Genomic DNA, 21,541 nt, shown 5'->3' with positions numbered 1-21,541 from the left:
CGTTGAGCACTCCTAATCAGGCCCGCCCTATGACCCGCATCTTGACCATCGAAGACGACGCCGTAACCGCCCGGGAAATTGTCGCCGAACTGAGCAGCCATGGCCTCGACGTGGATTGGGTCGACAATGGCCGCGAAGGCCTGGAGCGCGCGGTCAGCGGCAACTATGACTTGATCACCCTCGACCGCATGCTGCCCGAGCTCGATGGCCTGGCGATTGTCACCACGTTGAGGACGATGGGCGTGGCCACGCCGATCCTGATGATCAGCGCCCTCTCCGACGTCGACGAGCGTGTGCGCGGCTTGCGCGCCGGCGGAGACGATTACCTGACCAAACCGTTTGCCACCGATGAAATGGCCGCCCGCGTCGAAGTCCTGTTGCGCCGACAGAACACCGTGACCGCCCAGGCCACCACGCTGCGGGTGGCGGACCTGGAATTGAACCTGATCAGCCACGAAGCCAGCCGCGACGGTCAGCTGCTGACGCTATTGCCCACCGAGTACAAGTTGCTGGAATTCCTGATGCGCAACACCGGACAGATTCTGTCGCGGATGATGATTTTCGAAGAGGTCTGGGGTTACCACTTCGACCCCGGCACCAACCTGATCGACGTGCACATCGGCCGTCTGCGCAAGAAGATCGACCCGCCGGGCAATGTCCCATTGATCCGGACCGTGCGAGGCTCGGGTTATGTCATTGCCGAACCCGTCTAAAGGCTGGCGTTCCTCCATCAGCCGACTGCTGGCGCTCTACAGTTCGCTGTTCGTGCTCTGGAGCGGCATTCTCATGGGGGTCATGTACTACGAGGTGTCTGATTACCTCGACAACCTGGCCAAGCACTCGCTGATGCAGCGCCAGCATTTGTTTTCGCGTTTTCAGGGCGAACAACTGATGGACGCCCTCGCCGTCAGCATGACCTTCGACATTCGTGGCATCGATGCCTATGGCTTGTTCGATGCTCAGCATCGCTATCTTAATGGCGCCCTGCGGCACATTCCCGAAGGCCTGCCGCTGGACGGCAAGATTCACATGCTCAGCGACTGCGCCGACTCCGACGATCCGACCCTGCCCGCCGACAGCTGCGACGCGGTGGCGACCCAGACCCGGGACGGACACTGGCTGGTGCTGGTGCGCGATAACGGCTCGTTATTCGCCGTGACCCGGATCATTCTCCACGCGCTGTTCTGGGGCGTGACGTTGACGATCCTGCCGGGCATCGTCGGCTGGCATTTGTTGCGCCGCCGGCCGCTGCGGCGCATTCGCGGGATTCAGGCCAGCGCCGAGGCCATCGTCGCCGGCGACCTGACCCGGCGCCTGCCGCTGTCCAATCGCCGCGATGAACTGGACATGCTCGCCGCCATCGTCAACGCCATGCTCGAACGCATCGAGCGCTTGATGAATGAGGTCAAGGGCGTGTGCGACAACATTGCCCATGACTTGCGCACACCGCTGACCCGCCTGCGGGCGCAGTTGTACCGCATGCAGCAACAGGCGGGCGAAGGGTCCCAGGAAGCGGCGCAACTGGACTCAGTGTTGACTGAGGCCGACACCCTGATGGCGCGGTTTCGTGGATTACTGAGGATTTCCGAGCTGGAAGATCGCCAGCGGCGCTCCGGGTTTGTGCAGCTGGATCCGCTGCCGTTGCTGCAAGAACTGCACGACTTTTATCTGCCGCTGGCGGAAGAAGACGGGCTGATTTTTCGCCTTCAATTGCCTGAATCGTTGCCGGTGCTGAAGGGTGATCGAGCACTGTTGTTCGAAGCGGTGGCGAACCTGCTGAGCAACTCGATCAAGTTCACACCGCCGGGGGGCGAGGTGATTTTGCGTGGGATTAATGAAGGTGGGCATACGCGAATCGAAGTGCTCGATTCCGGCCCCGGGATTGCGGTGGCCGAGCGCGAGGCAGTGCTCCAGCGTTTCTATCGTGCCAATGGGGGCAACCAGAAAAGCGGGTTCGGGCTGGGCCTGTCGATCGTCGCGGCGATTGTCAGCCTGCACGGGTTCAGGCTTGAAGTGGGTGACAGTGAACTCGGGGGTGCACGGTTGGTGCTGGATTGCCAGCAGAGCCTGATCCCGCAAACCTGACACGCACTCCAAAACAACGAAGCTCCAATGTGGGAGCGGGCTTGCTCGCGAATACGGTCTCTCATTCAACGATGATGCTGTCTGATACTCCGCTTTCGCGAGCAAGCCCGCTCCCACAGGGGATTTGTGGTGTTGTCAGGCGGGGTAGTTCGCCCGCAGGGCTTGGAGGCCGCCCTGGTAGATGCCGGCAAACAGTGCCGTCACTTCTTCCTCACTCACACCGACCGGCGCAAACCGGCCAGACCAGGTCACCCGCGCGCCCTGCCCTTGTGTTTCCACGCGGATTGTCGCCAGGTAGTCGGTGGCCGGAAACGGTGCCTGCAGGATCGAGTAGCTGTAGGTTTTCGCCGCGTTATCAAACGCCTCAAGACGCTCTACAACGACCGCGCCATCCGCGGTTTGCAGGCTGCGCACCCGCCCGCCTTCGCTGAGTTCACTTTTGGGAATGAACGGCAGCCAGTCCGGTAGCGAGTCGAAGCCGCCGATCAATTGCCAGACCTGATCGGCCGAAGCCGGGATGTCGATGGATGCTGATGCTGTTGCCATAGGAAGTGCTCTCTTAATCAGTAAGGTTCAAATCGCCATGCTGTCGACGACACCGCCGTCAACCCGCAAGGCCGCGCCGGTGGTGGCCGAGGATAACGGTGAAGCGATGTACGCCACCAGATTGGCGACTTCCTCGACATGGGCCACGCGCTGGATGATCGAGGTTGGCCGGGCCGTGCGCACGAAGGCGTCGGCTTCCTCCTGGAGGCTGCGACCGGATTGGGTCATGGCATCCTTGAGCATCAGCTCCACGCCGTCGGTCAATGTCGGGCCCGGCAGAATCGCATTGACCGTCACCCCGGTGCCCGCCAGCCGTTTGGCCAGTCCATGGGACACCGCCAGGTTGGCGCTTTTGGTCACGCCATAGTTGAGCATGTCAGCCGGAATTGCGATCCCGGATTCCGAAGACAGGAAAATCACCCGCCCCCAGCCCTGCTTGACCATGTCCGGCACGTAATGCCGGGACAGGCGCACACCCGAGATCACGTTGATCTCATAGAAGCGCGTCCACTCACTGTCAGGGGTATCAAAGAAATCCACCGCGTTGAAGATCCCAAGGTTGTTCACCAGGATGTCGGCCCGTGGCTCGGCGGCGAACAGTTTTTCCGCACCTTCGGCCGTACCGAGATCGGCCGTCAGCCCACGCAATTGAGCGCCCGGCACCTGCTGACGAATGCTCGCCAGCGCCTGTTCGACCTTGGCCGTCTCGCGGCCGATCACCACCACCGTGGCACCGGATTCGGCCAGTGCCTTGCTGATGCCCAGGCCAATGCCGGCGGTGCTGCCGCTGACGATGGCGAGTTTTCCACTCAGATCGATCTTCATGTTCAACCTCCAATGATGGGCAATGGCGCGCGCTCGGACACCAGCTTCGCGTCACGCATCGCTTGCCAGAAAGCGGCGGGAATCACCGCCGACAACGCCGCGACATCTTCAGCAATCCGGTCTGGACGGCTGGAACCTGGAATCACCGCCGCCACGGCGGGGTTTGCCAGGGAGAACTGCAATGCCGCCGCCTTGATGTCGACACCGTGAGCGGCCGCAATGCGTTTGATCTGCTCGACTTTGTTAATGATCGCCGGGCTCGCCTTCTGATATTCGAAGTGCGCGCCACCGGCCAGGATGCCCGAGCTGTACGGACCACCGACCACGATCTCGACATTCTGCGCCAGGGCCGCGTCCATCAGGCGTTGCAAGGCGCGGTCGTGATCGAGCAGCGTGTAGCGACCGGCCAGCAGAAAACCGTCCGGCTGCGCTTCGGTCAAATCAAGGGTCAGCTCGCAGGGCTCGACCTTGTTCACGCCCAGCCCCCAGCCCTTGATCACGCCTTCTTCACGCAAACGGGTCAGTACTTTGAACGCGCCAGTACGCGCCTGGTTGAAATATTCCAGCCATTGATCGCCGTAGAAGTCCTGGGCGATATCGTGGACCCAAACGATGTCCAGGCGATCGGTTTGCAGGCGCTTGAGGCTGTCTTCGATCGAACGCATCGTTGCATCGGCGCTGTAGTCGTTGACGATCTTGTTCGGGCGGCCGTGTTCGAACACGCCGCTCTTCTCGCCGAGATCACGGGCGGCAGCGTCTTCGACCTCATCGAGAATCACCCGGCCGACCTTGCTGCTCAGCACGTAGTCGTCACGGTTGTACTGGGCGAGCGCGGCGCCGAGGCGAATTTCGGAAAGACCCGAGCCATAAAACGGCGCAGTGTCGAAGTAACGGACGCCAGCGTCCCAGGCGGCGTGAACGGTGGCCATGGCCTCTTCTTCAGGAATGGCGCGGAACATGTTGCCCAAGGGTGCGGTGCCAAAACCCAGGGTGCCGGGCAGTTTGTCTTTCAAGCTCATGATTCAATCCTCATCGGTTTCAGAGGTCAGTGGATGACCGTTGAGCAGATCCTAGATTGCGAGGGTCGGACCGTCCAAGACATAATGTGCAGCACTTGAGTCCCCAGAGGTCTGACATGATCGACATCCGCCAATTGCGCTACTTCGTCGCGGTCGCCGAAGAAGAACACGTCGGTCGCGCCGCCGAACGCCTGCACATTTCCCAGTCGCCCCTGAGCCGGCAGATCGCCCAGCTTGAGGAACGCCTGGGCCTGACCCTGTTCGAGCGCAGCCAGCAGCGCATTCGCCTGACCCGCGACGGCCAGACGTTTCTCGCCGAAACCCGCGCCCTGCTGACCCACGCCAACCGGCTGGAATCCCTCGGCAAGCGCCTCGGCCGTGGCGAAGAAGGTGGCTTGTGCATCGGCTACATCGAAAACGCCATGCACGCCGGCGTCTTGCCCAATGCCTTGCGGGTGTTGCGGGTCGACCGGCCGAATGTGCATGTCGCGCTGTACAACCTGAGCTCCGCCGAACAACTCGAAGGCCTGCGACAGCGTAGTCTCGATATCGCCCTGGTCAGTGAACCGCCCGTCGCCGACGATCCGGACCTGCTGGGTTTTCAGGTGCTGGATGACCCGATGTTGCTGGCCTTGCCTGAAGATCACCCGTTGGCGAACCAGGCAACATTGACCCCGGCCGACCTCGCTGATCAGGAGTGGATCGGTGTGCAACATCACCATAACGTCGCCAGCCGCGAAAACTTCGTCAGCGCTTGCATCCGCGCCGGCTTCACCCCGGACATCCGCATGGAAGCCACCGGCCCCTTCACTGCTTTGGCGCTGGTGTCCTCGGGACTGGGCATCGCCATGATTCAGAAAGGCTTGAGCCGTAATGCCCCGCCAGGCGTGGTACTGCGGGAAGTGCCATGGATCTCCTACACCAGACCGCTGTGGGCGGCGTGGCACCGGATTAATTTGCGACCGTTGGTGGAGACGTTCCGGAAGGTGCTGACGGAGCCGGGTTCGATTTCGAAGTGATGCGCAATCCCTGTGGGAGCGGGCTTGCTCGCGAAAGCGGTGTGTCAGGCAACGTTAATGTCGACTGACACTCCCTCTTCGCGAGCAAGCCCGCTCCCACAGTGGATTGATGTTGTACGCAGCATTTGTGTTCGCTGAAGATCCAGTGTGGGGGCGAGAACTCCCCCGTTTACACCGCATACTCGGGGTTTGGTGCTTTACTGAAATGATTCCAAACCCCTGCGAGCCCCCCACCATGAACCGCAACGACCTGCGCCGCGTGGACATGAACCTGCTGGTGATTTTCGAAACGCTGATGTTCGAAAAAAACCTGACCCGGGCCGGGGAAAAACTGTTCCTAGGCCAGCCCGCCGTCAGTGCCGCACTGGCGCGGTTGCGGGATTTGTTTGATGACCCGCTGCTGGTGCGCAACGGTCGGGTGCTGGAGCCGACTCAACGGGCGCTGACGATCCTTCAGGAATTGAAGCCGGCGATGGACACCATCTCCGGCGCGGTCAGTCGGGCCAAGGATTTCGACCCGTCGACCAGCCGCGATGTGTTCCGCATCGGTCTGTCCGACGACGCCGAATTCGGTCTGTTTCCGCCGCTGCTCAAGCAGATACGCGAAGAGGCGCAGAACGTCGTGGTGGTGGTGCGGCGGGTGAATTTCCTGCTGATGTCGTCGATGCTGGCGTCCGGGGAGATTTCTGTCGGGATCAGCTACACCACGGAACTGCCGGCCAACGCCAAGCGCAAGAAGCTGCGCGACCTGAGCGTGAAGATCCTGCGTGGCGATGACCGTCCCGGTGCGCTGACCCTGGATGATTACTGCGAGCGTCCTCACGCCCTGGTGTCGTTTTCCGGGGATTTGACCGGTGCCATCGACACCGACCTGGCGCGGATCGGCCGCTCACGCCGGGTGGTGCTGGCGGTGCCGCAGTTCGCCGGTCTGCGCGCCTTGCTGGCCGGCACCGATATGCTGGCCACGGTGCCGGACTATGCCGCGTGCGCGCTGATCGAAGGCAGCAGCCAGTTGCGCGCCGACGACCCGCCGTTTGACATCGTGTTGTCCGAACTGTCCATAGTCTGGAACGGGGTCAACGATAACGATCCGGCAGAACGTTGGTTGCGCTCGCGAATTGCCCAACACATGTCGGCGCCGCTGCCGGGGCACTGATGGATTGGAAAGACGCAGGGTCGCACTCACGCAAGTACACCGGCAGGTCAGTGACCGGCGGCATGACCGGAATCTCGAAATACATCTGGACCACCCAGCCACGGTGATAGCTGGCATGGTTGACCACATGCATCAACATCGCTCCGGCGCTCATGGTGCCGCTTTCGCCCGAGACAAAACTGAACTCCACGGGTGTATCCAGCGACTCGTCGGTCTGCCGGGCGCTCCAGTCGCAGTACCAGTGATCGATGTCCTTTTGCGCCAGGCGCAAATCAGCGAGTTCGGCATGCAGCAGATCGTGTGACGTCTTGAAGCCGTGCCCTCGGCCTTCGAGGTGGGCTTGCCAAATGCAGTCCACTACATAGATGTGGTTAAGGGTGCCGATCATGTTCTTGAACACCGAGACCCGTTCCTTGTTGACCTCACCCGGCGGTAACGCGGCCAGGCTGTCAAAGAGCCGTTGGTTGGCCCAGCGCTTGTAATCGGCAAGCAGGCAGGCCGTTTTTACGTTGATCATCAGAGGTCTCCCATTGTGATGGGCGCACTGCCAAGCATAGCCCTGACTGAGCCCTGCATCGCAGACACTGATTACCGGTCACTTCGCCACAACATGATCGATGTAGCAGCTGTCGAGCTGGCGAGGCAGCTGCTACAAGGGACGTAGGGTTTTCACGACTCGGTCGGCCAGTGCCAGGCAACTGGTCAGGCCCGGTGATTCGATGCCGAACAGGTTCACCAGCCCCGGCACGCCATGCTCGGCCGGGCCGCTGATGATGAAGTCGGCGGCCGGTTCTGTCGGTCCGGTGATTTTCGGGCGGATACCGCTGTAGGCCGGTTGCAGGCTGTGATCGGGCAATCCGGGCCAGTAACGCCGGATCGCCTGATAAAACCCCTCGGACCTGCGCGGGTCGACGCGGTAGTCGATATGATCGACCCATTCAACGTCCGGCCCGAAACGCGCCTGACCGCCGAGGTCGAGGGTCATGTGCACGCCCAGCCCGGCACTTTCCGGTGCCGGATACACCAGATGCCGAAACGGCGCCCGGCCGCTGAAGCTGAAATAGCTGCCCTTGCACAAACGGGCCTTGGGCACCTGATCCGAGGGCAGGCCAGCAATGCGGCTCGCCACCTCGGGCGCGGACAACCCCGCGCAATTGATCAACTCACGGCAGCTCAACGTCATCGGTTGCGCACCGCCCATGTGCAGCTCGAAACCGAATTCGGTACAACGGGCCGACACCAGCGGCGTGTGAAAGGCAATCGAAGTGCCGCTGGCCTCGGCATCGGCCTGGAGCGCCAGCATCAGCGCATGGGAATCGACGATGCCAGTGGACGGCGACCACAGCGCGGCGACGCAGGACAACGCCGGCTCGAGTGCCCGCGCCTGTTCGGCGTCGAGCCATTGCAGGTCGTCGACGCCATTGCGCCGACCCTGCTCCAGCAACCGGCGCAACGCCGCGCACTGCACCTCATCGGTGGCCACGATCAACTTGCCGAGGCGTTGATAATCAACGCTGCGCTCATCGCAGAAGGCGTACAGGCGCTGCTTGCCCTCCACGCACAACTGCGCCTTCAGGCTGCCGCTCGGGTAATAAATGCCGGCATGGATCACTTCCGAATTGCGCGAACTGATCCCGGTGCCAATGCCCTCGCCCGCCTCGACCAGGACCACTTCCCGACCACTCAAGGCCAGCGCCCTGGCCACCGCCAGCCCGACCACACCGGCGCCGACCACCACGCATTCGATATCGACGCTCACTTGCCCTCTGCTCATGTCACGCCAGCCCTCGCTCCCGATAATCGATCAGGCTGGAGAATATCGCCAGCAACAGGGCCATGACCACGAAGAAAATCAGCACCAGGAAATACGAGCCGGTGAATTGCACAATCAGCCCGATCAGGATCGGAACGATCACACCCGCCATGTTCCCGCAAAAGTTCATGGTGCCGGCCAGCACGCCGGTTTTCGAGGTACCGCCGAGGATCGACGGAATGCACCAGTACATGCCGCACCAGCGAATGAAAAACATCGCCACGCAGAGCAGGCCGATCGCTTTGCTGGCCTCGCTCGCATACGCCACCGCCAGCATGCACACCGCCGCGATCAGCGCCGAACCGCTGAACATGCTGCGCATCACCAGGTTGGGCGAGGCGCCGCTGGACTTCCATTTGTCCCCCAGGTAACCGCCGACCAGTTCACCGACGAAACCGCACATGAAGATCAGGAAGGTCGCCCCGCCCATGCTCGAAATGTTCAGGCCGTGGGTCTGGTGCAGGTAGCTCGGCATCCAGGTCAGCAACCCGTAGAACACGCTGAGGATGCAGCAGTAACCGGCGAACATCGCCAGTACCGAACGGTCCTTGAGCAACGTTTTGAGGGGGATGCTGGTCACCGCGCCAGGTTGGCTGGTTTTGCTGTTGCCGTCGGTGATGTGCGCCAGTTCCGCGGCGTTGACGCCGGGGTGTTCGCTGGGGTGGTTGCGGATGTATTTCCACGCCAGCACCCCGGCGAGCATGGTGCCAATACCGGCGATCACAAAAGCAATGCGCCACGAATCGAACCAGCCGATCAGCCCGGCAATGATGATCGCGCCAAAGGCACTGCCCAGCGGCGCACCGCCGTCGACCAGCACAGCGCCGCGCCCGCGCTCGTTGGGGGTCAGCCAGGCGCCGTTGAGCTTGGCCCCGGCCGGCATGATCGGTGATTCGGCGATGCCCAGGCCCATGCGCGTGATCAGCAGCGTGATCCAGTTGTGCGCACCGGCGGCCAAGGCCTGGAAGGCGCCCCAGGCGACCGTCGCGACGACGATCACGCGACGGGTCTGGAAACGGTCCAGCAGCATGCCGCCGGGAATCTGCATCAACGCGTACGACCAGAAAAACGCGCTGAGCATCAGGCCCTCAAGGGCCGGCGGTATCTGGAATTCGCTGGAAATCAGCGGCAAGGCCACCGACAGCGAGGCGCGGTCGATGTAGTTGATGGCGGTCAACAGCAACATGATGAGGAAGATTCGCCAGCGCACGCTGGTAGGACGCATCGTTGCGGACGCGGCTGCCAACGGCAGGCTTTCGGCACTCGGATTGTTCATGAGGGGCGCTCTTTATTGTTGTGGATACAAGCGGCCCAATGCCGGCAATCAACACGCAATTCCTGTAGGAGCGAGGCTTGCCCGCGAAGAACGATAACGCGGTGTAGCAGGCAGATTTGCGGTGCTCCTTTCGCGGGCAAGCCTCGCTCCTACAGGTTTTGTATTTTGACTGGTTGGCACTGGGCAAGCGGCTCCACTCTAATCACGCGCCCGACAGCTGAATAATGAGGGGATCTGATTGGGGGATCACCGAATGTCATCCCCCAAACGATCAGAACGTACCGGGGTAGCTGCCGCCGTCCAGCAACAGGTTTTGCCCGGTGAGGAAACCGGCGTGGGCGCTGCAGATAAACGCGCAATAGGCGCCGAACTCATCGGGCTGGCCGAAGCGCTGGGCCGGAACGTTTTTGCGCCGCTGGGCGCTGATGCTGTCAACGCTGGTGCCGCTGGACTCGGCGGCGGCACTCAGGGTCTTGTGCAAGCGCTCGGTTTCGAACGGGCCTGGCAGCAGATTGTTGATGGTCACGTTGTTCCCGGCCAGCCGCGACTGACGCGCGAGCCCGGCGATGAAACCAGTCAGGCCGCTGCGGGCGCCGTTGGACAGGCCGAGCACATCGATCGGCGCCTTCACCGCGCCGGACGTGATGTTGACCACGCGCCCGAAACCGCGCTCGGCCATCCCATCGACGCAGGCCTTGATCAGCTCGATCGGCGTCAGCATGTTGGCATCCAGCGCCTTCAACCAGTCCTCGCGCTGCCAGTCACGGAAGTCACCCGGCGGCGGGCCACCGGCGTTGTTGACCAGGATATCCACCTGCGGACACGCCGCCAGTACCTGCTCGCGCACCGCCGGCTCGCTGATGTCCCCGGCCACGGTGCGCACTTCGATGGCCGGTGCGAGGCTGCGCAACTCGGCGGCGGCGGCCTGCAAGGTTTCGTTGCCACGGGCGTTGATCACCAGACTGACGCCCTCCTTTGCCAAGGCTCGCGCACAGGCCAGACCCAGCCCTTTGCTGGCGGCGCAGACGATTGCCCAGCGGCCCGATATACCTAATTCCATGACGATGCTCCTGTCAGTTTCAAAGGCCCTACGTTACCACCGCACACCGACTGGCCGGGGATGACAAAGGGTGATCGCCGGATCAGGTCTTTTCATTATCGGCAGGCACAAGCGCTTATTACTGTCTCGGGACCCATAAGAACCGGAGACACACATGAACCCGTTCCAGTTTTATTTCCCCACGACCTTGAAGAGCGGCAACGGCCTGGTGCGTCAGGCCGGGGCCTTGCTCAAGCCTCATGTTCGAAAAAAACTGCTGGTGGTGACCGATGAAGGTCTGATGGCGTCGGGCGTGATGGAGGGCTTTTTCGCTTCTTTGGCAGCGAGTGACATCAGTTACGAAGTGTTTTCCGGCGTCGAACCCAACCCCACCACCGACGTGCTGGAACGCGCCGTGACGTTCCTGAAAAACCACGACTGCGACTCGGTGATCGGTGTCGGTGGCGGCAGCAGCATCGACACGGCCAAGGGTGTCGCGGCGATGGCGACCAACCCCGGCAACATCCTCGACTACGAAGGCTACGACAAACTGCTGCACCCACCGCTGCCGATTTTCGCGATGCCAACCACCTCCGGCACCGGCAGCGAATGCACCGCGTCCACGGTGTTCACCAACACCAAAACCCTGTTCAAGACCGTGATCATCAGCCCGGCCCTGTTTCCCAAACTGGCGATTCTCGATGCCGAATTGACCCTGAAATTGCCGCCGTCGATCACCGCCGCCACGGGCATGGACGCGTTGACCCATGCCATCGAATCCTATGTCTCCAAGCAGGCCAACCCGGTCAGCCAAGCGCTGGCGCTGCAAGCGATCAAAATGATCTGCACCCACCTGCCGAAAGCGTTTTTTGCCGGGTCCGACCTGCACGCACGGGAACAACTGCTGCTCGGTTCGTTCCTCGCCGGGGTCGCCTTTGCGCAATCGAAACTGGGCAACGTCCATGCGATCTCCCACACCTTTGGCGGCGTGTTCAATATTCCCCATGGCATCGCCAATGCGACGCTGTTGCCCTACGTCATCGAATTCAATCTGGCCGCCTGCCCGGAGCTGTTTCGCGAGATCGCCATCGCCATGGGCGAGAACGTCGATGGCCTGAGTCCGGCCCGCGCCGGGCACAAAGTGGTGGAGCACGTGGTGGCGCTGAACAAGGCCATCGGCATCCCCGACAACATCAAGGACCTGGGCGTGGACCTGGATTACATGCCGCAAATGGTCAGCGACTCCATGCGCAGCGGCAACGTGATGGTCAACCCACGCCTGACCACCGCCGCCGACATCGAACAGATCATCAGCAACGCTTACCACAGCATTCATTGATCCAAGCATCCCTTCCCAAGAGACAACTCCCATGTTTTACGAAATGCGCACCTACACGATCCAGATCGGAAAAATGCAGACCTACCTCAAGCACTTCGAGGAAACCGGCCTGCCGGTGATCTCCCGCTACACCACGCTGGTGGGCTGGTGGTACACCGAAATCGGCGAGCTGAACCAGGTGATCCATATCTGGGCCTACGAGAGCCTCGATGACCGGATCAAGAAACGCGCCGCGCTCTATCAAGACCCGGACTGGCTGGAAGGCTTTGTTCCGAAAGCATTCCCGATGCTCGAGAAGATGGAATCGAAATTGCTGATCGCGGCAGATTTTTCGCCGATCAAATAATCCCTGAACCTGGCCGAAAGATTTGATGCCATGCGCGAAACCTGTGGGAGCGGGCTTGCTCGCGAAAGCGGTGTGTCAGGCAACATTAACGGTGACTGACACGCCCTCTTCGCGAGCAAGCCCGCTCCCACATTGACCGTGCAAGCCTGACAACTCCCAATCGGCATCCACTTATTTCCAGGACAACCTTATGTGCGACCACAATCCCAATAACACCGCCGCCGACCGTTCTCCCGACATCAAGGCCCTGCTCGAAGGCCTGCCGACCAACTGGGGCAAATGGGGGCCGGACGATGAAGTCGGCGCCCTGAATTACCTGCAAAGCGCAGAAGTCCTGCGGGGCATTGCCTCGGTTCGCCAGGGCAAGACCTTCACCCTGCAAGTGCAGATCGGCCATCCCAAAGGTGAGCCGCTGTGGCCCGGTCGACGCCCGTCGATGCGGGTCAACGTGCTGGACAAGGGCCATTTCCTGGCGGGCAAGACCCACTTCGACGGCCATGTGGAATACGCCGACGACGTGATCTTCATGCACCTGCAAGGCTCAACTCAATACGACGCCTTGGGTCACGTCTGGCACGACAACAAACTGTGGAACGGCTACGACGCCATGAGCACCATCGGCAGTATGGACAAGGCCAGCATCCTGCCGATTGCCGAACGCGGGATTGTCGGTCGCGCAGTGCTGATCGACATGGCCCGCCATCGCGGCAAAGCCGTGCTGGACAAAGGCGAGACCTTCAATCACCTGGACCTGCTGGCCGCTGCAAAAGTCCAGGGCATCGAGATCGAGAAGCGCGACATCCTGATCATTCGCACCGGCTGGATCGGCTCGTTCTATGAGCGCGAACCGGAGGAGTTCTACAAGGATTTCGCCGAGCCGGGCTTGACCTTCAGCCGCGAGTTGGTGGAATGGTTTCACCAGATGGAAATCCCCAACCTGGTGACCGACACCATGGCCAATGAAGTGGCGGTGGATCCGAGCTCCGGGGTGATGATCCCGCTGCACAACGCCTTGATGCGCAACCTCGGCGTGACCTTTACCGAAGTGGCGCTGCTGGATGAGCTGGCCAGTGATTGTGCCGAAGACGGTCAGTGGCGGTTTCTCTACACCGCCGCGCCGCTGAAGATCGTCGGCGGCACGGGCGCACCGGTGAACCCGATCGTGATCAAGTAATCAGGTCCTGCTTCAACGCGTTGATCAGCAGGGTCGCCGCCGGGGACAGATCGGCGCCGGCCCGGCTGATCACGCCGAAAGGCTCGATCAATGCACGCATCGACACCGGCAGCTTCACCAGCAAATCGAATTGCTCGCAAAACCCGGCGACTTCCATCGGGATCACGGCCAACAGGGTCGGATCCTGCTGCACCAACAGGATGGTGGCAAAGATCGACGAGGTTTCCAGCGGATAACGCGGGATTTGCAGCCCGGCTTCGTTGAGCTCATGCTCCAGGGCCTGGCGCATCGGCATGTCTTTGGGATAAACCAGCCAACGGTCATCGCTCAATTGCGCCAGTTGCACCGACTCGGCACCCGCCAGCGGGTGGTCTTTACTGGCGACGACCGCCAAGGGTTCATCGCTCAACTCGATAACGTCGTAAGCGTCCGAACGCTGGCCGACGCTGGTACGACAAATAGCCAGATCCAGGCGTCCCTGATCCAGCAACCCGAGCAAGGTGGCGCTGGTGTTTTCCACCAGTTCCACAGACAGCTGCGGCTGTTTGAGTCGCAGCTCCGTCAAGGCTCGGGTCAGCAACGGCACCGCGCCCATGATCACGCCCACCGAAAGCCGCCCGCCCTGGCCCTGCATAATGCTCAGCATTTCTTCGTGCAGGTGCTCGACATCGCTATGGATCAGCCGTGCGTAGCGAATCATGCAACGGCCCATTTCGTTGGCCACCAGGCCTTTGGGTTGACGTTCGAACAACGGCATGCCGAGCAACGCTTCGACCTCATGCAACGCCTTGGTGGCACCGGACTGGGAAATCGAAATCTGCTCGGCGGCCTTGTGCAGGGAACCGCGCTCATCGAGGGCGATCAGCAAGCGCAGTTGTTTGAGGCGCAAGCGCGAGGCGATGCTGCCAAGGGTTGGAACCATATCCGTGTGTTCTCGGTTCAAGGAAAAAAACCAGCAGGATACGCAACGCCTCGGCGGTCAAACAGGCGGCCGCGAGCAATTCATTTGTTCTGGATATTCACGAGTGTTGTTCGAGAAAAGGCATGGACAAACGAAGGGCATGCAGGAGCGAGCTTGCTCGCGAAGGACGTTAACGATAACGCGCTCGTGTTGACTGCGCGTTGCGCTCACGTTTTTCGCGAGCGAGCTCGCTCCTACAGGGGGCGCTGTTAGCTGTAGGACTGCTCGGGATTGCCGGCGGCCAGTGCGTCGGCTCGGTTCGCCGATGGCGGGTAGATCCACTGGGTGTTGATCATGCGTTTACGCGCCTTGCCTTCGTCGTGGGTCAGCAGCACCTGGCGGTCCCAGCCTTCGGTGTACACCGCGCCCCACTCACCCAGGTCCAGGCAGGTCGCATAGAACGGCTGACGGTATTCGAGGGTTGGCGCCCCCACCAGATCGGCCGCCACGTTATGCCCGGCGTAGCGCCCCATGAAGATCGCGTGCTGGCACGACATCAGCGCGTAATGACCTTCGTCATCGGTCAGCGCCGTGGCCACATCCCCCGCCGCGAAAACGTGATCGGTACCGACCACACGCAGGTCGCCGGTGACTTCGACACGGCCCTGGCGATCCAGCCGCGACGACACTTGCGAGGTCAGGCTGCTGGCGATCATGCCGCCGGTCCAGATCACGGTTTTGGCGTTGATGCGCTTGCCAGCCGCCGTCATCACACCGTTTTCATCGATGGCGACCACGCCGGAACCGACTTGAAATTCAATGCCCATGGAAGCCAGTGCTTCAGTGATCATCGGCCGTGGGTTCGGGCCCAGGTCCGGGCCAATCGCCTCGGCGCGCTCGACCACGACAATGTTGAAGCGGGCATCCGCGCCATGGATAGTGCGCAGACGTTCCGGCAACTCGGTGGCCACTTCGAGCCCGGTGAAACCGCCGCCGACCACGACGATGGTGTTACGCGCCGTCGATTCGGGCAGGTTGGCCAGTTCCGCGAGGTGCCGGTCGAGTTTCACCGCGTCGGACAGTTGATCCACCGCGAAGGTATTTTCCAGCAGCCCCGGCACGGGTGGACGGTTCAGCTTGCTGCCGCTGGTCAGCACCAGGCGGTCATAAGGCACATTGATGTGACGGCCATCAGAGGTCAACGCATGGACGAAACGTGCATTAGAGGTGTCGATGCGCTCGACTTCGGCCTCGATGAACTTGACCCCCGCCGCTTCCAGCAAGGGCAGCAACGGCACGCTCATTTCGTGAGGGGCATGTTCGTGCAGGCGCGGACGGATGACGATTTCCGGCTTGGGGGAAATCAGAGTGATTTCGACGTCGGCGGTCTTGCCGTGGTTATCCAGCACGCGTGCCGCGCCCAAGGCGCTCCAGACGCCGGCGAAACCGGCGCCGACGATGAGTATTTTCTGCGACATGTTCTTCCCTTCGTTATCGTTATGGAGGCAGACAGCGAGCGACTGTCTGGTACAGCCAACGACCGATGGTAGGGTTGATCTTCGCCGGACCCAATGACATAAAACCCTGAATTCCTGCCAGCCGATCAGAGGCGATAACGCTTATACCGTTTGCGAATTATGATTATTCCAACTCGCTACCACAGAACCTTATGAACGCTATCACCAGCACCGCCGATGATCCCGCCCCTCAGTCCGACCCGCCGCGTCTGATCGTGTTCCTCGCCTACCCCGAATTGGGCCTGCTGGATTTGACGGGCGCGCAAACCGTGTTCTGGGCCGCCTCCCGGTACATGACCAGCAGCAATCTGCCAGGGTATGAATTACACACGGCCAGCCTGGCCGGCGGCTTGATTCACACCGCCGAGGGCCTGGCCGTCGATACCGTGCCGTTGAGTCGCTTCGCGGACCGCTCGATCGATACGCTGATCGTGCCTGGCGCACCGAATATTCTTCAGGCAATGAACAATGCCCTGGACCTGGTCGACTGGCTGGCAGAGGCATCGACCCAAGCCAGACGCACGGCCTCGGTGTGCAGCGGCACGTTCCTGCTGGCTCAGGCCGGATTGCTCGAAGGCCGACGCGCCGCGACGCATTGGGCGATGTGCGACATGCTCAAGGCGCATTACCCGTCGATTGACGTCGACAGCGATGCGATTTTTGTCCAGCAGGGTTCGGTCTGGACCTCGGCGGGGGTCAGTGCCGGCATCGACCTGGCGCTGGCCTTGGTCGAAGAGGATTGCGGTCGTGAGGTAACGCTGTTGGTCGCGCGGGAAATGGTGGTGTTTCTCAAGCGCCCTGGTGGGCAGGCGCAGTACAGTCAGTTGCTGAGATCGCAAACCAGCGAAGGCGCTGCGTTTGATGACCTGCATGTGTGGATCACGCAGAACCTGGCGGGTGAAAACCTCTCGGTTGACGTGCTGGCGCAACAGGTGCAGATGAGCCCGCGAAATTTTGCCCGTGTGTACAAGCTCAAGACTGGACGTACACCGGCCAAAGCCGTGGAGGTGCTGCGAGTGGAAGCGGCCCGGCGTCTGCTGGAGGACTCCGGGCGCAACATCGATCAGATCTCCCGGCAGTGCGGGTTTGGTGATGAAGAGCGGATGCGCCTGACGTTTCAACGCAACCTTGGGGTTTCGCCGAGGGATTATCGGAATCGGTTTTCGCGTTGAGTGAATCCGGTCTCACTGTGGGAGCCTGCTCGCGATGGCGGCCTGTCAGCCGACCAGTCTCTTGCAGATGTACACACTCGGGAACTCCTGACCGCCATCAAGCATCCTAGAAGTGAGGTACTTCCTTTTTGCTTCACGCTTTCAGAGGACACCGTCATGCGCCGTCTGATTATCATTTCTTCCGTTTTGTTGTGTTTACCCTTCGGCTCTGCTTTGGCCAAAGTGGATGCGGGCGATGTCGCCACCTCGGCCGGCGTCTCCGCTTCGCTGTACTCGACGTTCAAGGATGACAAACTCATGATTCCTGCCCGGGATGACGCTTCAAGCTTCGTGGCCAGTGGCGGTGCGATTCGTGGGGTTTATCTGGAGTCGGTGTTAAAGCAGATTCGTCACGACAATCCCGGCCTGAACGCCAGCGACGAAGACCTGGCCAAAGCCATCCTTGTCCAGGAAGGCGTTGCTGCCGGCCAATGAATGCGGATGAAGTAGCGGTGGGGCTCGCGACATCTGGATAGCGATTCTGGCCCTACCTTGCTTCAATCCCGGCGGACAACCGCGCCCATCCGGCGACCATCTGCGCACTGATGCTGACGCCGCCGCACACCACTATCACCACGTCATGGGCACCGGCAATCGCGGGATGGTCCAGGTAGCCGATCGCCAACGAAACACCGCACGCCGGTTCAACCAACTGCCGCAAGTCGTTGGCATAGCGCACCACGCCCATGATCGCCTCATCATCGCTGAGGACCACGCACTCATGCGGAAAATCGACAATGTGCTGCACCGGCCACGCGGCCACTTGAGTGGCGCCGAGCGACCGGGCGACCGTATCGATCCGCGGGAATATGACCGGATGCCCGGCACTGACCGCCGCGGCGAATGACGCCGAACCCTGGGTTTCACACGCAACGATCCGGCAATCGAGACGATGGTGGCGAATCAATCCGGTGAGAATCCCCGCCAGCAAACCTCCTCCGCCCACCGACATCACCATCGCATCAACCTCGGGACAATCCTCGAGGATTTCATCGACCATCGTGCTGTGCCCTTCCCATAACACCGGATGATCGAAGGCCGGCACGTATTCGGTGTCCGTGCCCTGCGCGAGTTCTTTGGCCCGTAGATTGGCTTCGTCCCAGACCTTGCCGTGGACGATCACCTCGGCACCGGTTTTTCTGATGCGCGCGCGGGTAGTTTCCGGTGTGGTGTGCGGCACCACGATGCAGGCTTTCAACCCCAGGCGGGCGGCGGCCACGGCGGTGGCAAAACCGGCGTTGCCGCCAGAAGGACAGATCACTTTGCGCTTGCCCTCGCCGGCCGCCTGACTGCACAAAAGCCCGATGCCGCGCAGTTTGAAGGAGCCGCTGGGTTGCAGGTTTTCCAGCTTGAGCCAGATACGTCGGGACGCGGTCGACAGGTCTGGATGCAGAATCAAGGGCGTTCTGATGTGAAGCATGATCGCCTCCCTTTTGCGCGGCACCCACTCGTCGCCGGTGGTGAATAACCCTTATCCAAGCTTAGTTCACCCAGCGCAGGGCCTAAGCCAAGACGCACCCCTTGTAGGAGCTGGCTTGCCAGCGAAAGCGATCTGCCAGCCACATTGATGGTGAATGTGCTGCCGTCTTCGCTGGCAAGCCAGCTCCCACAAGGGAATGCCTGGCTGCAGAATCAGCGATAACGCGGGGCCGCCGTCGAGTTGCCGAACAAACCGGAAAGTGTCTGGCGCTGGGTTTCATAGGCGTCCCACTGAGCGCCGTCATGCAGGCCCGGAATGGTCACCACTTCGCCTTGCGCCAAGCCTGCCAGCGCGGCATCGACCATGTCCTCGGCAGACATCACGATCTCTTGCGGCAGGTTTTCCACCGGGTTGCCGGCTTCGCTCCAGAAGTCAGTGGCGGTGGCGCCGGGCAATACCGCCTGGATGCGAATGCCTTTGTCAGCCAGTTCGTGGTGCATGGATTGGCTCAGGCTGAGGACAAACGCCTTGGTCCCGCCATACACGCCATTGAGGATTTCCGGGGCGATGGCGACGATCGAAGCAATGTTGATCAGCGTCCCGGTGCCACGGGCGACGAAACCTGGCGCTACCGCGTAAGCCAGGCGCATCAATGCGGTGACGTTGAGGGTGATCATGTCTTCCATGTCATCCACGGGACTGCCGAGCAACGGCATTACGGCGCCGACACCAGCGTTGTTGACCAGCAAGGTGATGCTCGCGTCGCGGCGCAGAATGTCTTCGACGCGCAGCAGGTCAGCCTTGTCTTTCAGATCGGCGGCGACCACTTCCACGGTGCGCCCGGTTTCGTTGCTCAGATGGTTGGCCAGAGCGTTCAGTTTGGCCTGGCTGCGGGCGACCAGAATCAGGTCGTAACCCTGCCGGGCGAGACGGTCGGCATAGACCGCGCCGATGCCGGAAGAGGCGCCAGTAATGAGTGCAGTACCTTTGGACGAGAGGGCCATGTTCAATTTCCTTCACAGTGAGACGATCAGTTCGCCGGGTGTGAACCGTTATAAATTGACTTACGCTCGTCGCAAATGACGTTTAAAGTACGTTTTTCGGACACAACCGGTTGAGGACCTATCCATGACTTCCGTGGCGTTTGTGGTATTTGAAGGGTTCCAGTCCATGGCGCTGGCGGCGATGCCGGTGTTCGAGTACGCCAACTTCAGCGCGGGCGAAGCGCTGTATGACGTCTGCGTGCTGTCCGAAGACGGCCGCACCTACCGCGCTTCCGGCGGTTTGAGTGTCGGCACCGAGGCGTTTGACGAGCGGGTGTTCGACACGGTGATCGTGGTCGGCGGCGATGCCATTCTCGAGCAGGCACCCGAAGGGGTGCTGAGTTACCTGCGCGACAGCGTTAAAACCGCTCGGCGCACCGCATCGATTTGCTCCGGGGCCTTTGTTCTGGCCCAGGCCGGCTTGCTCGACGGACGCCGCGCCACCACGCATTGGGCGTACGCGCGAGACCTGCAAGCGCGGTTTCCGTCGATCAAGGTCGAGGAAGACCGCATCTATGTGATCGACGGTTCGATCTGGACTTCTGCCGGGATGACCGCCGGCATCGACCTGGCGCTGGCCATGGTCGAGAAGGATCATGGCGCTGAACTGGCCCGTTCCGTGGCGCAGAAACTGGTGATGTACCACCGCCGCGCGGGCGGTCAGTCGCAGCACTCGGCGCTGCTGGAGCTGGAACCGAAATCCGACCGTATTCAAACCGTCCTCGGCTATGCCCGGGAACACCTCACCGAGACCTTGTCGGTGGAGCAACTGGCGGACGTCGCGCGCCTCAGCCCTCGGCAATTCAGCCGGGCCTTTCGCGCCGAAACCGGCCAGTCGCCGGCCAAGGCGATCGAAAATCTGCGCCTGGAGTCGGCACGACAAATGCTCGAACGCGGGCGCCTGACCCTTGATCAGATAGCCGAAGCGTCAGGCTTCAGCGACTGCCGCCGCATGCGCGAAGCGTTCCTTCGGGCGTTCGGCCAACCACCGCAAGTCATCCGCCGCAACGCCAGAACCCTGTAGGCGCTGGCTTGCCAGCGAAGGACTCGAATACACCACGTTTTTCCTGTTGAAAACCGTCATCGTTAACGTCCCTCGCGGGCAAGCCAGCTCCTACAATGAAAGGTGTATGCACTGTTGGAGGTGCAGATGAAAATCTCGGCCAAACTGGCGTTTTTTGCCATCGTGGGCACGCTTGCCTATCTCGGCCTGGCGGTGTGGGGGATGGGCGGTTTTGCGGCTTTTTTTTCCCATGCACCGCTGGTGGTTATCGTGCTGGCCACTTTGGTGATGACCGTCGCGTCGCTGTTCACCGAGGTCAATCTGAGTTCCGGGGATCGGGAAGACCGGGCCAATCGCTGGGTGCTCCCGGCCTTCGGGGTGATCGGACTGTTGAGTGGTTATCTGCCGGCCTACACCGATCGGATCGACGTTTGGACCTTCGGTGGCGAAGGCGTGCGCTGGCTCGGGGCGTTGTTGTTCATCGTCGGCGGGGCGCTGCGGATCTGGCCGGTGTTTGTGCTGGGCAAGCGTTTCAGCGGTCTGGTGGCGATTCAGCCGGGGCACAGCCTGGTCACCGACGGGATTTATCGCAGCCTGCGCAACCCCAGTTATTTGGGGCTGGTGGTCAACGCCGTGGGTTGGGCGCTGGCCTTTCGTTCCGGTGTTGGCCTGCTGCTGGCGGCGCTGACGTTGATCCCGCTGATCGCGCGCATTCACTCCGAAGAAGCGCTACTGAGGACACAGTTTGGCAATGAATACGAGGCCTATTGCGCCCGGAGCTGGCGGTTGATTCCTGGGGTTTATTAGCC

The 21,541-nt window shown here is 61.4% G+C and carries 22 protein-coding genes; 11 read left to right on the top strand and 11 right to left on the bottom strand.

Annotation, left to right across the window (positions count from 1 at the left end; genetic code table 11):
- Positions 1 to 29: 29 nt before the first annotated feature.
- Both ACA057_RS11655 and ACA057_RS11650 read left to right on the top strand, forming a co-directional pair.
- Positions 30 to 713 carry a response regulator transcription factor gene (locus ACA057_RS11655; protein WP_020796732.1) on the top strand — a complete coding sequence of 228 codons (684 nt, stop codon included), beginning with the start codon at positions 30 to 32 and terminating at the stop codon, positions 711 to 713.
- On the top strand, positions 691 to 2,085 hold the full coding sequence (locus ACA057_RS11650; protein ID WP_497348441.1) for a sensor histidine kinase: 1,395 nt from the start codon (positions 691 to 693) through the stop codon (positions 2,083 to 2,085). Before ACA057_RS11655 ends, ACA057_RS11650 begins: the two co-directional genes overlap by 23 nt.
- 135 nt (positions 2,086 to 2,220) lie before the next feature.
- Here the strand turns inward: ACA057_RS11650 and ACA057_RS11645 are convergent, their stop codons facing one another.
- From ACA057_RS11645 to ACA057_RS11635, 3 genes are read right to left on the bottom strand one after another with little or no spacing between them, the layout of a single operon-like run.
- Positions 2,221 to 2,631, bottom strand: coding sequence for an SRPBCC family protein (locus ACA057_RS11645; RefSeq protein WP_497348439.1), 411 nt, complete (start codon positions 2,629 to 2,631; stop codon positions 2,221 to 2,223).
- A gap of 27 nt (positions 2,632 to 2,658) precedes the next feature.
- Positions 2,659 to 3,456, bottom strand: coding sequence for an SDR family NAD(P)-dependent oxidoreductase (locus tag ACA057_RS11640; protein WP_497348437.1), 798 nt, complete (start codon positions 3,454 to 3,456; stop codon positions 2,659 to 2,661).
- Between the two features lie 2 nt (positions 3,457 to 3,458).
- A complete protein-coding gene (locus ACA057_RS11635) occupies positions 3,459 to 4,475 on the bottom strand; it encodes an aldo/keto reductase (protein WP_497348435.1) in 1,017 nt (338 codons plus the stop codon).
- 116 nt (positions 4,476 to 4,591) lie between these two features.
- Here ACA057_RS11635 and ACA057_RS11630 point away from each other — a divergent pair, with 116 nt between their 5' ends.
- Both ACA057_RS11630 and ACA057_RS11625 read left to right on the top strand, forming a co-directional pair.
- A complete protein-coding gene (locus ACA057_RS11630; RefSeq protein ID WP_497348433.1) occupies positions 4,592 to 5,494 on the top strand; it encodes a LysR substrate-binding domain-containing protein in 903 nt (300 codons plus the stop codon).
- Between the two features lie 235 nt (positions 5,495 to 5,729).
- On the top strand, positions 5,730 to 6,650 hold the full coding sequence (locus ACA057_RS11625; protein WP_497348431.1) for a LysR substrate-binding domain-containing protein: 921 nt from the start codon (positions 5,730 to 5,732) through the stop codon (positions 6,648 to 6,650).
- On the opposite strand, the gene ACA057_RS11620 is transcribed toward ACA057_RS11625, so the two are convergent.
- The 4 genes from ACA057_RS11620 to ACA057_RS11605 all read right to left on the bottom strand — a co-directional run bounded on the left by ACA057_RS11620 (position 6,571) and on the right by ACA057_RS11605 (position 10,799).
- Positions 6,571 to 7,167 carry a DinB family protein gene (locus ACA057_RS11620; RefSeq protein WP_497348429.1) on the bottom strand — a complete coding sequence of 199 codons (597 nt, stop codon included), beginning with the start codon at positions 7,165 to 7,167 and terminating at the stop codon, positions 6,571 to 6,573. The genes ACA057_RS11625 and ACA057_RS11620 overlap by 80 nt on opposite strands.
- Before the next feature lie 132 nt (positions 7,168 to 7,299).
- Positions 7,300 to 8,409 (bottom strand): NAD(P)/FAD-dependent oxidoreductase, encoded by a 1,110-nt coding sequence (locus ACA057_RS11615; RefSeq protein ID WP_497349872.1) that lies wholly within the window; start codon positions 8,407 to 8,409, stop codon positions 7,300 to 7,302.
- A 16-nt stretch (positions 8,410 to 8,425) separates the two neighbouring features.
- A complete protein-coding gene (locus ACA057_RS11610) occupies positions 8,426 to 9,739 on the bottom strand; it encodes an MFS transporter (RefSeq protein WP_497348427.1) in 1,314 nt (437 codons plus the stop codon).
- A gap of 271 nt (positions 9,740 to 10,010) precedes the next feature.
- A complete protein-coding gene (locus ACA057_RS11605) occupies positions 10,011 to 10,799 on the bottom strand; it encodes an SDR family oxidoreductase (protein WP_497348425.1) in 789 nt (262 codons plus the stop codon).
- A gap of 154 nt (positions 10,800 to 10,953) precedes the next feature.
- Here ACA057_RS11605 and ACA057_RS11600 point away from each other — a divergent pair, with 154 nt between their 5' ends.
- The 3 genes from ACA057_RS11600 (at position 10,954) to ACA057_RS11590 (ending at position 13,637) form a co-directional block, all read left to right on the top strand.
- Positions 10,954 to 12,117, top strand: coding sequence for an iron-containing alcohol dehydrogenase (locus tag ACA057_RS11600; protein WP_497348423.1), 1,164 nt, complete (start codon positions 10,954 to 10,956; stop codon positions 12,115 to 12,117).
- A 31-nt stretch (positions 12,118 to 12,148) separates the two neighbouring features.
- Positions 12,149 to 12,463, top strand: a complete 315-nt coding sequence (locus ACA057_RS11595) for an NIPSNAP family protein (protein WP_046055817.1) — start codon at positions 12,149 to 12,151, stop codon at positions 12,461 to 12,463.
- Between the two features lie 190 nt (positions 12,464 to 12,653).
- Positions 12,654 to 13,637, top strand: a complete 984-nt coding sequence (locus tag ACA057_RS11590; RefSeq protein WP_497348420.1) for a cyclase family protein — start codon at positions 12,654 to 12,656, stop codon at positions 13,635 to 13,637.
- Here ACA057_RS11590 and ACA057_RS11585 read toward each other — a convergent pair.
- On the bottom strand, positions 13,630 to 14,559 hold the full coding sequence (locus ACA057_RS11585; protein WP_497348418.1) for a LysR family transcriptional regulator: 930 nt from the start codon (positions 14,557 to 14,559) through the stop codon (positions 13,630 to 13,632). The two genes, ACA057_RS11590 and ACA057_RS11585, sit on opposite strands and share 8 nt — an antisense overlap.
- 248 nt (positions 14,560 to 14,807) lie before the next feature.
- Complete coding sequence (locus ACA057_RS11580; RefSeq protein WP_497348416.1) at positions 14,808 to 16,016, bottom strand: NAD(P)/FAD-dependent oxidoreductase; 1,209 nt, start codon at positions 16,014 to 16,016, stop codon at positions 14,808 to 14,810.
- Between the two features lie 191 nt (positions 16,017 to 16,207).
- Here ACA057_RS11580 and ACA057_RS11575 point away from each other — a divergent pair, with 191 nt between their 5' ends.
- Complete coding sequence (locus tag ACA057_RS11575; protein WP_497348414.1) at positions 16,208 to 17,227, top strand: GlxA family transcriptional regulator; 1,020 nt, start codon at positions 16,208 to 16,210, stop codon at positions 17,225 to 17,227.
- Positions 17,228 to 17,383: 156 nt separating this feature from the next.
- Positions 17,384 to 17,701 (top strand): DUF2388 domain-containing protein, encoded by a 318-nt coding sequence (locus ACA057_RS11570; RefSeq protein ID WP_497348412.1) that lies wholly within the window; start codon positions 17,384 to 17,386, stop codon positions 17,699 to 17,701.
- A gap of 52 nt (positions 17,702 to 17,753) precedes the next feature.
- Here ACA057_RS11570 and ACA057_RS11565 read toward each other — a convergent pair whose 3' ends face one another.
- Both ACA057_RS11565 and ACA057_RS11560 read right to left on the bottom strand, forming a co-directional pair.
- Positions 17,754 to 18,686, bottom strand: a complete 933-nt coding sequence (locus ACA057_RS11565) for a pyridoxal-phosphate dependent enzyme (RefSeq protein WP_497348410.1) — start codon at positions 18,684 to 18,686, stop codon at positions 17,754 to 17,756.
- Between the two features lie 212 nt (positions 18,687 to 18,898).
- Positions 18,899 to 19,690 (bottom strand): SDR family NAD(P)-dependent oxidoreductase, encoded by a 792-nt coding sequence (locus tag ACA057_RS11560; RefSeq protein ID WP_497348408.1) that lies wholly within the window; start codon positions 19,688 to 19,690, stop codon positions 18,899 to 18,901.
- A 124-nt stretch (positions 19,691 to 19,814) separates the two neighbouring features.
- On the opposite strand from ACA057_RS11560, the gene ACA057_RS11555 reads away from it, so the two are divergent.
- Both ACA057_RS11555 and ACA057_RS11550 read left to right on the top strand, forming a co-directional pair.
- The gene (locus tag ACA057_RS11555) at positions 19,815 to 20,753 is read left to right on the top strand and encodes a GlxA family transcriptional regulator (protein WP_497348406.1); all 939 of its coding nucleotides are present in this window, start codon (positions 19,815 to 19,817) and stop codon (positions 20,751 to 20,753) included.
- Between the two features lie 126 nt (positions 20,754 to 20,879).
- Positions 20,880 to 21,539, top strand: coding sequence for a methyltransferase family protein (locus ACA057_RS11550; protein WP_497348404.1), 660 nt, complete (start codon positions 20,880 to 20,882; stop codon positions 21,537 to 21,539).
- Positions 21,540 to 21,541 lie beyond the last annotated feature (2 nt).

It is taken from the genome of Pseudomonas sp. LBUM1661 (assembly GCF_059695925.1).
This window is presented reverse-complemented; position numbering and strand designations above follow the sequence as displayed.

What these genes read in the sequence shown, in the direction of transcription:
- ACA057_RS11575 (WP_497348414.1), top strand. Translation starts at nt 16,208, where the DNA reads ATGAACGCTATCACCAGCACCGCCGATGATCCCGCCCCTCAGTCCGAC.
- ACA057_RS11600 (WP_497348423.1), top strand. Translation starts at nt 10,954, where the DNA reads ATGAACCCGTTCCAGTTTTATTTCCCCACGACCTTGAAGAGCGGCAAC.
- ACA057_RS11550 (WP_497348404.1), top strand. Translation starts at nt 20,880, where the DNA reads ATGAAAATCTCGGCCAAACTGGCGTTTTTTGCCATCGTGGGCACGCTT.
- ACA057_RS11620 (WP_497348429.1), bottom strand. Translation starts at nt 7,167, where the DNA reads ATGATCAACGTAAAAACGGCCTGCCTGCTTGCCGATTACAAGCGCTGG.
- ACA057_RS11605 (WP_497348425.1), bottom strand. Translation starts at nt 10,799, where the DNA reads ATGGAATTAGGTATATCGGGCCGCTGGGCAATCGTCTGCGCCGCCAGC.
- ACA057_RS11610 (WP_497348427.1), bottom strand. Translation starts at nt 9,739, where the DNA reads ATGAACAATCCGAGTGCCGAAAGCCTGCCGTTGGCAGCCGCGTCCGCA.
- ACA057_RS11585 (WP_497348418.1), bottom strand. Translation starts at nt 14,559, where the DNA reads ATGGTTCCAACCCTTGGCAGCATCGCCTCGCGCTTGCGCCTCAAACAA.
- ACA057_RS11635 (WP_497348435.1), bottom strand. Translation starts at nt 4,475, where the DNA reads ATGAGCTTGAAAGACAAACTGCCCGGCACCCTGGGTTTTGGCACCGCA.
- ACA057_RS11645 (WP_497348439.1), bottom strand. Translation starts at nt 2,631, where the DNA reads ATGGCAACAGCATCAGCATCCATCGACATCCCGGCTTCGGCCGATCAG.
- ACA057_RS11630 (WP_497348433.1), top strand. Translation starts at nt 4,592, where the DNA reads ATGATCGACATCCGCCAATTGCGCTACTTCGTCGCGGTCGCCGAAGAA.
- ACA057_RS11650 (WP_497348441.1), top strand. Translation starts at nt 691, where the DNA reads ATGTCATTGCCGAACCCGTCTAAAGGCTGGCGTTCCTCCATCAGCCGA.
- ACA057_RS11655 (WP_020796732.1), top strand. Translation starts at nt 30, where the DNA reads ATGACCCGCATCTTGACCATCGAAGACGACGCCGTAACCGCCCGGGAA.
- ACA057_RS11560 (WP_497348408.1), bottom strand. Translation starts at nt 19,690, where the DNA reads ATGGCCCTCTCGTCCAAAGGTACTGCACTCATTACTGGCGCCTCTTCC.
- ACA057_RS11590 (WP_497348420.1), top strand. Translation starts at nt 12,654, where the DNA reads ATGTGCGACCACAATCCCAATAACACCGCCGCCGACCGTTCTCCCGAC.
- ACA057_RS11555 (WP_497348406.1), top strand. Translation starts at nt 19,815, where the DNA reads ATGACTTCCGTGGCGTTTGTGGTATTTGAAGGGTTCCAGTCCATGGCG.
- ACA057_RS11595 (WP_046055817.1), top strand. Translation starts at nt 12,149, where the DNA reads ATGTTTTACGAAATGCGCACCTACACGATCCAGATCGGAAAAATGCAG.
- ACA057_RS11565 (WP_497348410.1), bottom strand. Translation starts at nt 18,686, where the DNA reads ATGCTTCACATCAGAACGCCCTTGATTCTGCATCCAGACCTGTCGACC.
- ACA057_RS11580 (WP_497348416.1), bottom strand. Translation starts at nt 16,016, where the DNA reads ATGTCGCAGAAAATACTCATCGTCGGCGCCGGTTTCGCCGGCGTCTGG.
- ACA057_RS11570 (WP_497348412.1), top strand. Translation starts at nt 17,384, where the DNA reads ATGCGCCGTCTGATTATCATTTCTTCCGTTTTGTTGTGTTTACCCTTC.
- ACA057_RS11625 (WP_497348431.1), top strand. Translation starts at nt 5,730, where the DNA reads ATGAACCGCAACGACCTGCGCCGCGTGGACATGAACCTGCTGGTGATT.
- ACA057_RS11640 (WP_497348437.1), bottom strand. Translation starts at nt 3,456, where the DNA reads ATGAAGATCGATCTGAGTGGAAAACTCGCCATCGTCAGCGGCAGCACC.